The organism is Kitasatospora sp. NPDC114501, assembly GCF_055633695.1.
The window spans coordinates 244725-257650 of the sequence record NZ_JBVKDS010000010.1 but is presented as its reverse complement, the minus strand read 5'-3'; the positions used below and the strand labels follow the sequence as shown (position 1 = coordinate 257650).

Below are 12926 nucleotides of genomic sequence, written 5' to 3'. Positions count from 1 at the left end.
GTCAGTTCCGGATTCCGGTGGCGCGGCCGGGGCGCGAGGGGGAGGCGGCGGCGGGGGTGCCGGGGACGGGGGTCGCGGGGGTGCGCGGTCGTGCGAAGGCCATGGGGTCCTCCGGAGGTCGGGGCGTCCTGGGCGGGAGCGCCGAGAACAGTAGGAGCGTCATGGTGTCGTGTACCGCACAATGCGGATGAAGAACAGACGAACAGCTGCCACGCCCGGGGCGGACCGGGGGCGACGGGACCGGCGTCGGACGTCACACCCGCCGCGATTGACCCGTTCCGACCGGGCGTGGTGGGATCACCGGGTTCGGGACGAAAGGGTGCGGCACGTGAGCGGACTGGTCGCCGGCGCCCAGCGCACCCTGGTGGTCGGCATCGGCGCGAGCAGCGGCGCCGAACGGACCGAGGTGCTGCGGCTGTTGACGGACACCCTCCGGGAGTCCGGCCTGCCGCTCGCCGCCGTGGCCCGGCTGGCCACCGTGGCGGGCAAGGCGGACCACCCGGCGGTGCGCTGGACGGTCGACCACCTCCCCGGGGTGCCGGTGGACGAGCACCCGCCCGAGGCACTGGCGGGCGTGCCGGTGCCGAACCCCTCCCCCGCGGTCGGTACGGCCGTCGGCACTGCGAGCGTCGCCGAGGCGGCGGCGCTGGCCAGCGCGCCGGGCGGCCGGCTCGTGGTCACCAAGCGGAAGTCGGCACGGGCCACGGTCGCGATCGCCCGCGCCGTCGCGCCCGCCGGCGGCCGCGACGACCACCCGGACCGTCCGCCCGCCCCCGGGACCGCCCGCACCGCCCGTACGACCCGCACCACCCCGCTAGGAGACCCCTCGTGACCGCCGCCGAACCCGACCTGCGCCACCACGGCGACGCCGAGGTCCGCGCCGACGGGCTCGGCCTGGTCGACCTCGCCGTCAACGTCCGCACCGGCACTCCCCCGACCTGGCTGCGCGAGCACCTCGCCGCCACCCTCGGCGACCTCGCCGCCTACCCCGACCAGAGCGCCGCGCGCGCCGCGGTGGCCGCCCGGCACGGCCGCCCGGTCGAGGAGGTGCTGCTCACCTCGGGCGCCGCGGAGGCCTTCGTCCTGCTGGCGCGCGTACTGACGCCACGTCACATCGTCGTGGTGCACCCGCAGTTCACCGAGCCGGAGGCGGCCCTGCGGGACGCCGGACACCGGGTGCACCGGGTGCTGCTCTCCCCCGGGGACGGGTTCCGGCTGGGCGCCGTCCCCGAGGAGGCGGACCTGGTCGTCCTCGGCAACCCGACCAACCCGACCTCCGTGCTGCACCCCGCCGAGGCGGTCGCCGCCCTGGCCCGACCGGGTCGCACCCTGGTGGTGGACGAGGCGTTCATGGACACCGTCCCGGGCGAGCGGGAGTCCCTCGCTGCCGTCCGGGACCTGCCGGGCCGGGTCGTCGTGCTGCGCAGCCTCACCAAGACCTGGGGGCTGGCCGGACTGCGGATCGGCTACGTGCTGGGGCCTGCGCCGCTGATCGCCGAGCTGGGCGCCGCCCAGCCGCTCTGGCCTGTCTCCACCCCCGCGCTGGCAGCCGCCGAGGCGTGCAGCGGCCCGGCGGCGCTCGCCGAGGCGGAGCAGGCGGCGGCCGAGCTGGCGCTCCGGCGCGAGCACCTGGTGAAGGGCCTGGCCGCCTTCCCCTCCGTGCGGCTGTACGGCGAACCGGCCGCCTCCTTCGTCCTGGTACGGCTGCCGGAGGCGGCGGCCGTCCGACAGCGGCTGCGCGAGCACGGCTTCGCCGTCCGGCGCGGGGACACCTTCCCGGGGCTGGGCGAGGAGTGGCTGCGGATCGCCGTCCGGGACGAGGCCACCACCGACCGCTTCCTCAACGCCCTGGAAGCCGTGCTCGGTTCGGCCTGAACGGCGCGCGTCCGGCCCCCTCCGTCCGGCTGGCCGACGGACGAAGGGGGCGGGACACCGCGCGCGGCGCGGGCCTACTGGGCCCCGAGCACCTCCGCCGCCATGGCCGTGCCCTGCACCCGGGCCGCGATCTTGGCGAAGGCGGTCTCGCGCGAGGTCGAGGCGTCGTCGGCGAACGGCGAGAACCCGCAGTCGTCGGTGGTACCGAGCTGGTCGACCGGGATGTGCCGGGCCGCGGTCAGCACCCGGTCGCGCACCTCCTCCGGGCTCTCCACCCTGGGGTCGATCGGGTCGGTCACCCCGACGAACACCCGGATCCCGGGGCGCAGTTGCTCCGCGATGACGGCGAGGACGCGCTCGGGGTCGGCCTCGCTCGCCAGCTGCACGTAGAAGTTGCCGACCTTGAGCCGGAAGAGCTTCGGCAGCAGTTCGGCGTAGTCGACGTCCAGGCTGTGGGTGGAGTCCTGGTCCCCGCCCGGACAGGTGTGCACGCCGAGGCGGCCCCGCTCCTCCTCGGTGAACCGTTCGAGCACCTGGTTGTTGAGGGCCACGAAGTCGTCCAGCAGGCCACCGGACGGGTCCAGCTTGAGCGACAACCGCGCCTCGGTGAAGTCGAGTTGGACGGCGTGGGCGCCCGCGTCCAGGCAGCCGCGGATGTCGGCCTCGGCCTCGTCGGCCAGGTCCCGCAGGAACTCCTCGCGCGAGTACCCGTCGATGCCGTCGGCCGGGTAGAGCAGGCTGAGCGCCGAGGGCGCGATGACGGCCTGCTTGACGGGCCGCTCGGTGTGGCGGCGGGCGTCGCGCAGGTAGCTCTCGGCCCGGACCTGGTACCGGAAGGGCCCGGCGGTCAGCCGCGGCAGCTGCCGGGTGTGCCCGTCGGCGAAGGGGATGACGGCGCCGCCCCCGTCGAGGGAGGCCAGCCCGGCGAGGGGGTAGGTGACGAAGCTCGGCTTGGCCTGCTCGCCGTCCACCAGGACGGGGCACCCCAGTTCCTCCAGCTTGGCCAGGGTGTCGGCGGTGGCCTCGTCCTGCAGCTTCTTCAGATCGGTGTCGGAGAGCCGTCCTTCGGCGTGCTCGGCGAGGGCGTTCAGCAGGGTGCGCGGCCGCGGGATGCTGCCGATGGGCTCCGTGAAGATGGTCATGACTGGACGTTAGAAAGGGTGGTGCCGGGACCACAATGGGGCGCGCGGCGCACTTCACCGGACCGTTCACGCCTTACGCGCCCCAACGCCCCCGGTGCACGCCCCCATCGCGGCACTGGTCTTCGGCCCACTCCCGCAGCCGGGCGAAGTCCTCGGCCAGCAGCCCGATCCGGGGGTTGACGTGCAGGGCGAGCGCCGGCCCGGGGTGGTGGGCGGCGATCCACTCCTGGTCCTGCGGGCCGAGTTCGTCGTCCACCCAGACGAAGGGGCGCCCGGCGGCCCAGGCGACCACGTCCCTGGTCTTCCAGTGCAGTCCGTCCGGATTCGCGCCGAACAGGTCCGACCAGCTGATGTACGGGAGTTCGGGCAGGCCGATGTGCGGCCCTATCAGGGTGTTCGCCTCGCCCATCCACCCGGTGGCCCACACCAGTTCGTACGGCAGCGCCAGCAGTTCCTCGCCGTGCGACGGGTTCAGCCAGACCCGCAGCGGCTTGACCCGGACGGCGGGCGGCTTGGCGTGCTTGGCGCGCGTCGTCTGCCGCGCCTGGACCGCCGCCAGGTGCTCCTGCTTCGCCACCCACCAGGACGGGCGCAGCCGGTGGGTGGCGTAGCCCTCGGGCTTCCGCTTCGGCGCGGCGTAGGGGTTGAGCGGTCCGTCCACGTCGAGGAGGAGCAGGGGCTGCTGGGTCATGCCATGAATTCTCGGTCCGGCGGAGACGCTTGACCAGCGGTCGCCGGGTCACGATCGGGCCCCGCACCGGGCGCCGAGGGCCGCCCGTGGCCCCCTCCCGGACAACGCCCGCAGGCCCCCTCCCGGGTCGGGAAGGGGCCTGCGGGTGTGGTACGGGTGCACCGCGGTGCGGTGCGGGTGCCGGGTGCGGCGGTGGATCAGACCTGGCCGGCCTTCTCCAGGGCCTCGCAGCAGGTGTTGATCAGGAGGCGGGTGACGACGTAGGGGTCGACGTTGGCGTTCGGGCGGCGGTCCTCGATGTAGCCCTTCTTGTCCACCTCGACCTGCCACGGGATGCGCACGGAGGCACCGCGGTCGGAGACGCCGTAGCTGTAGACGTTCCACGGGGCGGTCTCGTGCTTGCCGGTCAGGCGGGACTGGATGTCGTCGCCGTACTGGCTGACGTGCTCCAGCACCTTCTCCTGGGAGGCGCCGAGCGACTCGCAGGCGGTGATGATGGCGTCGTAGCCCTCGCGCATCGCCTTGGTGGAGAAGTTGGTGTGGGCACCCGCGCCGTTCCAGTCGCCCCGGGCCGGCTTGGCGTCGAGGGTGGCGTCGATGCCGAACTCCTCGGCGGTGCGGTAGAGCAGGTAGCGGGCGATCCACATGTCGTCCGAGACGCTCAGCGCGTCGACCGGGCCGATCTGGAACTCCCACTGGCCGGGCATGACCTCGGCGTTGATGCCGCAGATGGCCAGGCCGGCGTCGAGGCAGCGGTCCAGGTGCAGCTCGACGATCTCGCGGCCGAAGACCTCCTCGGCGCCGACGCCGCAGTAGTAGCCGCCCTGCGGGGCCGGGAAGCCGCCCTCCGGGAAGCCGAGCGGGCGGGAGCCCTTGAAGAAGGTGTACTCCTGCTCGATGCCGAAGATCGCCTCCTGGGAGGCGTACTTCTCGGCGACCTCGCGCAGCAGGGCGCGGGTGTTGGAGACGTGCGGGGTGCCGTCCGTCTCCAGGACCTCGCAGAGCACCAGGATGTTGTCGCCGCCGCGGATCGGGTCCGGCACCACCTTCACCGGGTCCAGCACGCGGTCCGAGGCGTGGCCCTCGGCCTGGTTGGTCGAGGAACCGTCGAAGCCCCAGGTGGGGATCTTGTCGGCGTTGGGCAGGACGCGAGTCTTGGAACGGAGCTTCGCGGTCGGCTTCGTGCCGTCGATCCAGATGTACTCGGCCTTGATTGCCACGGCGTGTCCCTCGCATTGCTGGGTGGTGGGTGCCCGCGTAGCGTCGCAAGCCGCCGTTTCCCGGTTGTTCCTCTCATGTAACACGCAGGTGAACCAACCGTCCGCATTGGCACGGTCACGGTGCGGGAGTGCCGGGGGTGGCACTCCCGCCGCTCCGGGTGCCGTCGGTGACGGCACGGGCGTGGTCAGTGACGACGGGCGTGCGCGGCGCGACGGCGCCGGGTGGCCCACAGCGCGGCCGCCCCGCCCGCGACCAGGGCGGCGGCCCCTGCGGCGAGCGGCCCGGTGGCACTGCTGCCGCCGGTGGCGGCCAGCTTCTCCGCCTTCTCCGGCTTCTCCACCGCGGCCTGCGGGACGGCGGTGCGCGAGGCGGTGGTGTCGGCGACCGGCTGGGCGGCGGGCGTGCCGGCGGGCGCGGCGCTCGGGGCGGCCGGGCCGGACGGGGTGGCCGGCGGCGCGGCGGGCTTCTCACAGCTCACCGAGGCGACGGTGATCTTCCCGGTGACCTTGGCGACGTTCAGGTTGAGCGGGTTCACCTCCACCTGCACCTCCAGGGCCGAGGCGGCGGCGGTGGTCGTGGTGACGGTCTTCTTGGAGAACTCCACCGAGACGCTGCCGATCAGCGGCACGTCCACCTTGGTCGGCCCGTACAGCCCGACGGTGACCGGCTTGCCGAGCACGCTGAGCCTGACCGGCGCGATGACGTCGGCGGTCGGCCGCCCGTCCACCGGGCAGGTCGCCTCGGCGCTCATCGCCTCCAGGCCGAGCAGCGCGGTGGCGGGCAGGCCGGGGGCGTGCACGTCGGCGTTGACCAGCTTGACGGAGGCGGTGGCGCCCTTGGCGTCGACGCGGGTCACCGACTTCCCGATGTCGGCCTTGACCAGCTCGACCGGGCCGGTCTGGTCGACCCCGGCCACCGTGGCCGTCAGGACGGAGCCTCCCCCAGCCTCCGGCTGGGGGGACCCCCATCGCTGGGCCGGCGACTCCACCTTGTTCAGCGCGATGTTCACCGGGACGTCCACCGCCTTGTTCAACAGGCTGACGTCCAGGTCGAGTTCGGCGGCGACGGCGCGCGCCTTGCCGGGCGACGGGGCGGGTTCGGCGGCGTGGACGGGCGCGGCGGTGAGCAGTGTGCTCGCCGCTATGGCGGTGGCCGCGGCGGCGGAAACGATTCGGCGAGAAGACATGGCGATACCCCCACACAGATGAAACGATGAGCCGCCAGTCTTCTCGAACAATCCGTCACATGAGTAACACAGAAAGTCATTTCACCCGTTGGAGTGAGATTGGCGTTCCGTGCCGACCCATCTCTGCTACGGCAGCCGCCAGTCCACCGGCTGCGCCCCCTGCCGCACCAGCAGCTCGTTGGCCCGGCTGAACGGCCGCGAGCCGAAGAAGCCGCGGTCGGCCGACATCGGGCTGGGGTGGACCGACTCCACCGACGGGACGTTGCCCAGCAGCGGGCGCAGGTTCCGGGCGTCACTGCCCCACAGGATCGCCACCAGCGGGCCGCCGCGCGCCACCAGCGCCCGGATCGCCTGCTCGGTGACCGCCTCCCAGCCCTTGCCCCGGTGCCCGCCGCTCTTGCGCGGCTGGACGGTGAGCACCCGGTTGAGCAGCAGCACGCCCTGGTTCGTCCACGGGGTGAGGTCCCCGTTGGAGGGCTGCGGCAGGCCGAGGTCGGTGCCGTACTCCCGGTAGATGTTGATCAGGCTCGCCGGGATCGGCCGCACCTCCGGCGCCACCGAGAAGCTGAGCCCGACGGCGTGGCCGGGGGTCGGATACGGGTCCTGCCCGACGATCAGCACCCGCACGTCGGCAAAGGGCTGCTGGAAGGCGCGCAGCACGTTCGGGCCGGAAGGCAGGTAGGTACGGCCTGCGGCCAGTTCGGCGCGCAGGAAGTCGCCCATCGCGGCGACCCGTCCGGCGACGGGTTCCAGGGCGGCGGCCCAGCCGGGCTCGACGATCTCGTTCAGTGGACGCGGTGCCATGGTGGCCACCCTATCGGCCTACACCGACAGGGCTTTCGGCGGATGATCATGCGGTCGGGGCCAGTCGGGAGGGGTCCGCGACCATCCGGCCTACCGCCCCCGCGGCCCCGGCGCGGCTACCCGACCGGCCGCCCCCGCAGCACCACCAGCCGCGGGTCCGCGAGCACCCGGACGTCCTCCCGGGGGTCCTGCGCGTACACCACGAAGTCCGCCGGCGCGCCCTCCTCCAGCCCCGGCCGCCCCAGCCACGCGCGCGCCCCCCAGCTCGCCGCCGACAGCGCCTCGGCCGGGCTCAGCCCCGCCCGGACCAGCTCCGCCACCTCGTCCGCGACCAGCCCGTGCGCCAGCGAGCCGCCCGCGTCGGTGCCGACGAACACCGGGATGCCGGCGTCGTGCGCGGCGCCCACGGTGTCGTACCGGTGCTCGTGCAGTCGCCGCATGTGCGCCGACCAGGCCGGGAACCTGGCCTCGCCGCCGGCCGCGAGGTCCGGGAAGGTGGCGATGTTGACCAGGGTCGGCACGATCGCCACCCCGCGCTCGGCGAAGGCCGGGATCAGCTCCTCGGTCAGCCCGGTGGCGTGCTCGACGCAGTCGATCCCGGCCGCCAGCAGGTCCGGCAGCGACTCGGCGGAGAAGCAGTGCGCGGTGACCCGGGCGCCCTCCTCGTGCGCCGCCGCGATCGCCTCGGCCAGCGCGTCGCCGGGCCAGCAGGCGGCGAGGTCGCCGCGCTCGCGGTCGATCCAGTCGCCGACCAGCTTCACCCAGCCGTCGCCGCGCCGGGCCTCGGCCCGGACGTAGGCGGCCAGGTCGCCGGGCTCGATCTCGTGCGCGTAGTTGCGGATGTAGCGGCGGGTGCGGGCGATGTGCCGACCGGCCCGGATGATCCGGGGCAGGTCCTCGCGCTCGTCGATCCACCGGGTGTCGGCGGCCGAGCCGGCGTCGCGGATCAGCAGGGTGCCGGCGTCCCGGTCGGTGAGCGCCTGCTTCTCGCTGGTCTCGGCGTCCACCGCGCCGTGGGCGTCCAGGCCGACGTGGCAGTGGGCGTCCACCAGGCCGGGCAGCACCCAGCCGGTCACCGTCCGCACGTCCCCGGCGGTCGGCGGGCGGGTGAAGCTCACCCGGCCGTCCACCACCCAGAGTTCGTCCCGGACGTCCTGCGGACCGACCAGCACCCGACCCCGCACGTGCAGCACCGCACCATCGTTCATGGCCGCACTCTACCGACGGGCGAGTGCCGGGTGAGCGGTCACGATGCGGCAGACTCGTCTCCGGCACCCCACCCCGCGAAAGGCGATCAACACGTGAGTCCCTTCCTCGACCTGCCCCCGCTCAGCGCCGCCGAGTTCGCGGCGATCGAGGACCAGGTGGCCGCGCTGCTGCACACCGAGGCCGACGTGATCGTCACCCAGGGCGAGGCGCTCCTCCCCCTGGAGGCCGCCATCCGCGGCGCCGCGCACCCCGGCTCGACCGCCCTCAACATCGTCACCGGCCCGTACGGACAGACCTTCGGCAACTGGCTTCGCTCCTGCGGGACGAAGGTCGTCGACCTGGCCGTGCCCTTCGACAGCGCGGTGAGCGCCGAGCAGGTGGCCGAGGCCCTGGACGCCCACCCGGAGATCGACTTCGTCTCCCTGGTGCACGCCGAGGCCGCCACCGGCAACACCAACCCGGTCGCCGGGATCGGTGCCGCGGTCCGCGAGCACGGCGCGCTGCTGATGCTCGACGCGGTCGCCTCCGTCGCCGCCGAGCCGCTGCTCACCGACGAGTGGGGCGTCGACCTGTGCGTCATCGGCGGCCAGAAGGCGATGGGCGGCCCGGCCGGGGTCTCCGCCGTGTCCGTCTCCGAGCGCGCCTGGGAGCGGATCGCCGCCAACCCGGCCGCCCCGCGCCGCTCCTACCTCTCGCTGCTGGACTGGAAGGAGCGCTGGACCGACGCCGGCCGCACCGTCCTGCCGCACGCCCCGGCCCAGTTGGAGATGCTCGCGCTCGGCGCCTGCCTGGACCGGATCGCCGCCGACGGCCTGCCCGCCGTGATCGCCCGCCACCGCGCCGCCTCCGCCGCCACCCGGGCCGGCGTCCGCGCGCTCGGCACCCTGGCCCCGTACGTCGTCGAGGACGCCCACGCGGCCCCGGTCGCCACCACCCTGCGCACCCCGGACGGCGTGGACGCGACCGCCCTCGCCGCCCGCCTCGACCCCGCCCTGCCGGTCCAGCCGGGCGGCGGCGCGCTGGCCGGCTCGATGCTGCGGGTCAACCACTACGGGCGGGCGGCCGCGCTGGACACCGTCCGCGCCTGCCTCGCCGGCCTCGCCGCCGCCACCTCGGCCGACCCGGCGCCCGCCCTGGCCGCCGCCGAGGCCGCCTGGAGCGCGACCGTCCGGGCCTGAGCCGGGACACCGGGGTCCCGGGCCCGAACCCGGGACGCGACGGGGCCCGAGCCCGGGGCACCCGGCACCACGCACGGCAGCGGCCCCCGGAGGACAACCTCCGGGGGCCGCTGCCGTACCCGGGTGTCAGTGCCCGTTGACCTCCACCACCTCGACGCCGCGGATGTTCCGCTCGATCTCCTCCGTCGGCAGCGCGATCGCCAGCGCCCAGTAGTAGACGACCAGCGAGAACACCACCACGACGACGATGTCCCACCAGAGCGGCAGGTTCCCCCGCGCGCCCGCGCCGAAGGTGCCCTGCCAGGAGATCAGGCCCATGCCGGCCAGGTACACCGGCAGCCACTGCCCGGCCCGGAAGTCCATCCGGGGCGCGTTCGGCATCCCCTTGGAGCGCGCGTACCAGGAGTACCCGCCGAGCAGCAGGTAGCCGATCACGATCGCCAGGCCCAGCCGCCACAGAGTGTCCCAGCCGGACCAGTAGATGACCAGGCTGGCCACCGCGAAGGCCAGCGGCGAGATCACCGCCCCGCCGGGCAGGTGGTACGAGCGCTCCATCTTCGGCAGCCGCTTGCGCAGCACCCCGAAGGCCAGCGGGGCTCCCGCGTACATCAGCACCACCGCCGAGGTGATGAAGCCGACCAGCCGCTGCCAGCTCGGGAACGGCAGGAAGCAGATCACCCCGGCCGCCCAGGCGATGAGCAGGCCGAGCCAGGGCACCGCGCGCCGGTCGGTGGACTGCAGCGCCTGCGGCGCGTAGCCGTTGCGGCTCAGGCCGTAGGTGACCCGGGAGCTGGAGGTGATGTAGACCAGCCCGGTGCCGGCCGGGGAGACGACCGCGTCGATGAACAGCACGGTGGCCAGCCAGCCCAGGCCGATCAGGGTCGCCAGGCCGGCGAACGGCCCGCTGATCCCGGGGTAGTCGAGCGCGCTCCAGCCCTGGGCGAAGGTCTCCGGCGGCAGCGCGCCGATGAACACCACCTGGAGCATCACGTAGACGATCGTGCCGATCACCACCGAGCCGAGCACCGCGCGCGGGATGTCCCGGCGCGGGTTGCGGCTCTCCCCCGCCCACTGGATGGCCTGCTCGAAGCCGAGCAGCGCGAAGATCACCCCGCTGCTGCTGATCGCGTTGAGCACGCCCTTGGCGCCGTCCGGCGCGAAGCCGTGCACGTCGAAGTTGGAGCCGTGGAACTCGGTGATGCCGAGCACGAAGATGGTCAGCACCGGGACGGCGACCTTCCACACGGTGGCCGCGCTGTTGGTGTGCGCGAGCAGGCGGACGCCGAGGAAGTTGATGGCGACGAACAGCCCGAGCAGCACGGCGGCGACCACGAAGCCGGTCCCGGTGAGGGTCAGGTCGTCGTGCAGCAGTCCGCGCGCCCAGGACCAGTGCCGGGCGTAGTTGATCATCGCCTGCACCTCGATCGGCGCGATGGTCGCGGCCTGCAACCAGGTGAACCAGCCGAAGGACATCCCGGCGAACCCGCCGAAGGCGTAGTGCGGGTAGCGGGCCGTACCGCCGGCCACCGGGAACAGCCCGCCCAGTTCGGCGTGCACCAGCGCCAGCAGGATGATCGCCACCGCGCCGATGCCCCAGGAGAGCAGCGCCGCCGGCCCGGCCGCCACCGCCGCCTTCTGCGCCCCGAACAGCCAGCCGGAGCCGATGATCGCGCCGACCGAGGCCCAGAGCAGTCCGATGACACCGACCTCGCGCCGCAGCGCGGTGTGCCCCGAGCCGGGCGGATTGGATGAGGAATGGGCCATGGCCGATCGCCTCTCGAAGCAGGAGGAAGTCCTCCGACAGTGCCGCAGCGCCACGGCCGCCCCGCCCCGAAACGCCCCGCGCCCCGCTCCCCTCACCCGAACAGCCCGCCGGACGCGCCCGCCGGAAGCCCCGCCGGCACCGTTCCCGAAGCGTTCACCCGCCCAGCACGTGGAACTCACCGGAGGCAGGCAGGCTCCCGAGCAGGGCCTGAAGTTGGCTATACAACTTCAGGTGAACAACAGCCGCAGTGCCGCCGAGGAGGAGACCGTGACCGAGCTGCCGCCGTACTGGCTGCGCGACAACTGCCCGTGCCCCGAGTGCCGGGACCCGCGCAACGGGCAGAAGCTGTTCCGGATCGACGACCTGCCGGACGGCCTCGCGGTCGCCGGGAGCACGGAGGCCGACGGCCACCTGGAGGTGCGCTGGTCGGACGGGCACCGCTCCCGCTACCCGCTGGAGTGGCTCGACCGGGCGGACGGCGACGACGGGCGCACCGAGCGGGGCAAGCGGCTCTGGACCGCCGCGGACTTCGCGGCCGGCCTCCCCGAGGCGCGGTGGGAGGCCTACCTGGCCGACCCGGCCGAGCAGGCCGCGGTGCTGGCCGCCGTACGGCGCGACGGCTTCGCCGTGCTGCGCGGGGTGCCGGCCGTGGAACGGCAGGTGCTGCGGGTCGCGGAGAGCTTCGGGTACGTGCGGGTCACCAACTACGGGGAGCTGTTCGACGTCCGGGTCGAGCCGGACCCGAACAACCTCGCCTTCACCAGCGTCGCCATCGCCCCGCACACCGACAACCCGTACCGGGACCCGGTGCCGACCCTCCAGCTGCTGCACTGCCTGGAGAACTCGGCGACCGGCGGCGACTCCGGGCTGGTGGACGGGTTCCGGGCCGCGGCGATCCTCCGGGAGGAGGCGCCGGACGCGTTCGAGGTCCTCACCCGCACGCCCGTCCCGTTCGTCTTCCGCGACCGCCGCACCGAGCTGCGCGCCGACCGGCCGCTGATCGAGGCGGACCCGCGGGGCCGGATCCGCGAGGTCAGGTTCAACAACCGCTCGATCGGCACCGTCCGGGGCAGCGGCCCGGACGACCTGGACGCCTTCTACGCCGCCTACCGCCGCTTCGCCGCGATCACCCTGCGCCCCGGTCTCCAGCTCACCTTCCGCCTCGGCCCCGGCGACTGCCTGGTCTTCGACAACACCCGCCTGCTGCACGCCCGGACGGCGTTCCGGCAGGACGGCCACCGGCACCTCCAGGGCTGCTACGCCGACCTCGACGCGCTGAACAGCGCCCTCGCCGTGCTGCACCGCCGCGCCGCCGCCCTGGACACGATCGCCGCCCTGTTCGCCGGCGAGGGCGCCGGGGAGTACCTGGGCGAGGAGGTCACCATGGCCGAGCACATGCTCCAGGCGGCCGCTGCCGCCGAGGCCGCCGGGGCGCCGGCGCACCTGGTCGCCGCCGCGCTGCTGCACGACGTCGGGCACTTCCAAGGCTCCCTGCACGGACGTGACCTGATGGCGGGTCAGGACAACCGGCACAGCGACTCGGGGGCCGACTGGCTGGCCCAGTGGTTCGGCCCGGAGGTCACCGAGCCGGTCCGGCTGCACGTGGCCGCCAAGCGCTACCTGTGCGCGGTCGAGCCCGGGTACCGGGAGCGGCTCTCCGCGGCCTCCGAGTACACGCTGACCGTCCAGGGCGGCCCGATGGACGAGCACCGGGCCGCCGCCTTCGCCGAACTCCCGGGCGCCCGGGACGCGGTGGCGGTACGGCGCTGGGACGAGCGGGCGAAGGTGGCCGGCGCCCCGGTGCCGGGCTTCGAGCACTACCGCCCGCTGCTCGCCGCGCTCATGCGGTGAGGAC

General features: G+C 74.1%; 11 protein-coding genes. 4 read left to right on the top strand and 7 right to left on the bottom strand.

Annotation, left to right across the window (positions count from 1 at the left end; translation table 11 throughout):
• Nucleotides 1-328: 328 nt before the first annotated feature.
• Nucleotides 329-832, top strand: coding sequence for a cobalamin biosynthesis protein (locus ACZ7RU_RS20680; RefSeq protein WP_470342373.1), 504 nt, complete (start codon nucleotides 329-331; stop codon nucleotides 830-832).
• Entirely contained in the window at nucleotides 829-1875 is a 1047-nt protein-coding gene (gene cobC / locus ACZ7RU_RS20675; RefSeq protein WP_470342372.1) for an Rv2231c family pyridoxal phosphate-dependent protein CobC, read from the top strand. Before ACZ7RU_RS20680 ends, cobC begins: the two co-directional genes overlap by 4 nt.
• A gap of 74 nt (nucleotides 1876-1949) precedes the next feature.
• Here cobC and ACZ7RU_RS20670 read toward each other — a convergent pair whose 3' ends face one another.
• The 6 genes from ACZ7RU_RS20670 to ACZ7RU_RS20645 all read right to left on the bottom strand — a co-directional run bounded on the left by ACZ7RU_RS20670 (nucleotide 1950) and on the right by ACZ7RU_RS20645 (nucleotide 8127).
• Nucleotides 1950-3017, bottom strand: a complete 1068-nt coding sequence (locus ACZ7RU_RS20670) for a cobalamin-independent methionine synthase II family protein (RefSeq protein WP_470342371.1) — start codon at nucleotides 3015-3017, stop codon at nucleotides 1950-1952.
• 73 nt (nucleotides 3018-3090) lie between these two features.
• The gene (locus tag ACZ7RU_RS20665; RefSeq protein WP_470342370.1) at nucleotides 3091-3708 is read right to left on the bottom strand and encodes a hypothetical protein; all 618 of its coding nucleotides are present in this window, start codon (nucleotides 3706-3708) and stop codon (nucleotides 3091-3093) included.
• A 197-nt stretch (nucleotides 3709-3905) separates the two neighbouring features.
• The gene (gene glnII / locus ACZ7RU_RS20660; RefSeq protein WP_470342369.1) at nucleotides 3906-4928 is read right to left on the bottom strand and encodes a glutamine synthetase; all 1023 of its coding nucleotides are present in this window, start codon (nucleotides 4926-4928) and stop codon (nucleotides 3906-3908) included.
• A 185-nt stretch (nucleotides 4929-5113) separates the two neighbouring features.
• A complete protein-coding gene (locus ACZ7RU_RS20655) occupies nucleotides 5114-6115 on the bottom strand; it encodes an SCO1860 family LAETG-anchored protein (RefSeq protein ID WP_470342368.1) in 1002 nt (333 codons plus the stop codon).
• A gap of 126 nt (nucleotides 6116-6241) precedes the next feature.
• Nucleotides 6242-6919 (bottom strand): uracil-DNA glycosylase, encoded by a 678-nt coding sequence (locus ACZ7RU_RS20650; RefSeq protein ID WP_470342367.1) that lies wholly within the window; start codon nucleotides 6917-6919, stop codon nucleotides 6242-6244.
• A 116-nt stretch (nucleotides 6920-7035) separates the two neighbouring features.
• On the bottom strand, nucleotides 7036-8127 hold the full coding sequence (locus ACZ7RU_RS20645) for an amidohydrolase family protein (RefSeq protein ID WP_470342366.1): 1092 nt from the start codon (nucleotides 8125-8127) through the stop codon (nucleotides 7036-7038).
• A gap of 93 nt (nucleotides 8128-8220) precedes the next feature.
• On the opposite strand from ACZ7RU_RS20645, the gene ACZ7RU_RS20640 reads away from it, so the two are divergent.
• Nucleotides 8221-9306, top strand: coding sequence for a pyridoxal-phosphate-dependent aminotransferase family protein (locus tag ACZ7RU_RS20640; protein WP_470342365.1), 1086 nt, complete (start codon nucleotides 8221-8223; stop codon nucleotides 9304-9306).
• Nucleotides 9307-9432: 126 nt separating this feature from the next.
• Here the strand turns inward: ACZ7RU_RS20640 and ACZ7RU_RS20635 are convergent, their stop codons facing one another.
• On the bottom strand, nucleotides 9433-11070 hold the full coding sequence (locus ACZ7RU_RS20635) for an APC family permease (RefSeq protein WP_470342364.1): 1638 nt from the start codon (nucleotides 11068-11070) through the stop codon (nucleotides 9433-9435).
• Between the two features lie 232 nt (nucleotides 11071-11302).
• Here ACZ7RU_RS20635 and tmpA point away from each other — a divergent pair, with 232 nt between their 5' ends.
• Entirely contained in the window at nucleotides 11303-12922 is a 1620-nt protein-coding gene (tmpA, locus tag ACZ7RU_RS20630) for a 2-trimethylaminoethylphosphonate dioxygenase (RefSeq protein ID WP_470342363.1), read from the top strand.
• Nucleotides 12923-12926: the final 4 nt, after the last annotated feature.

What these genes read in the sequence shown, in the direction of transcription:
- ACZ7RU_RS20670 (WP_470342371.1), bottom strand. Translation starts at nt 3,017, where the DNA reads ATGACCATCTTCACGGAGCCCATCGGCAGCATCCCGCGGCCGCGCACC.
- ACZ7RU_RS20665 (WP_470342370.1), bottom strand. Translation starts at nt 3,708, where the DNA reads ATGACCCAGCAGCCCCTGCTCCTCCTCGACGTGGACGGACCGCTCAAC.
- ACZ7RU_RS20655 (WP_470342368.1), bottom strand. Translation starts at nt 6,115, where the DNA reads ATGTCTTCTCGCCGAATCGTTTCCGCCGCCGCGGCCACCGCCATAGCG.
- ACZ7RU_RS20650 (WP_470342367.1), bottom strand. Translation starts at nt 6,919, where the DNA reads ATGGCACCGCGTCCACTGAACGAGATCGTCGAGCCCGGCTGGGCCGCC.
- ACZ7RU_RS20645 (WP_470342366.1), bottom strand. Translation starts at nt 8,127, where the DNA reads ATGAACGATGGTGCGGTGCTGCACGTGCGGGGTCGGGTGCTGGTCGGT.
- ACZ7RU_RS20635 (WP_470342364.1), bottom strand. Translation starts at nt 11,070, where the DNA reads ATGGCCCATTCCTCATCCAATCCGCCCGGCTCGGGGCACACCGCGCTG.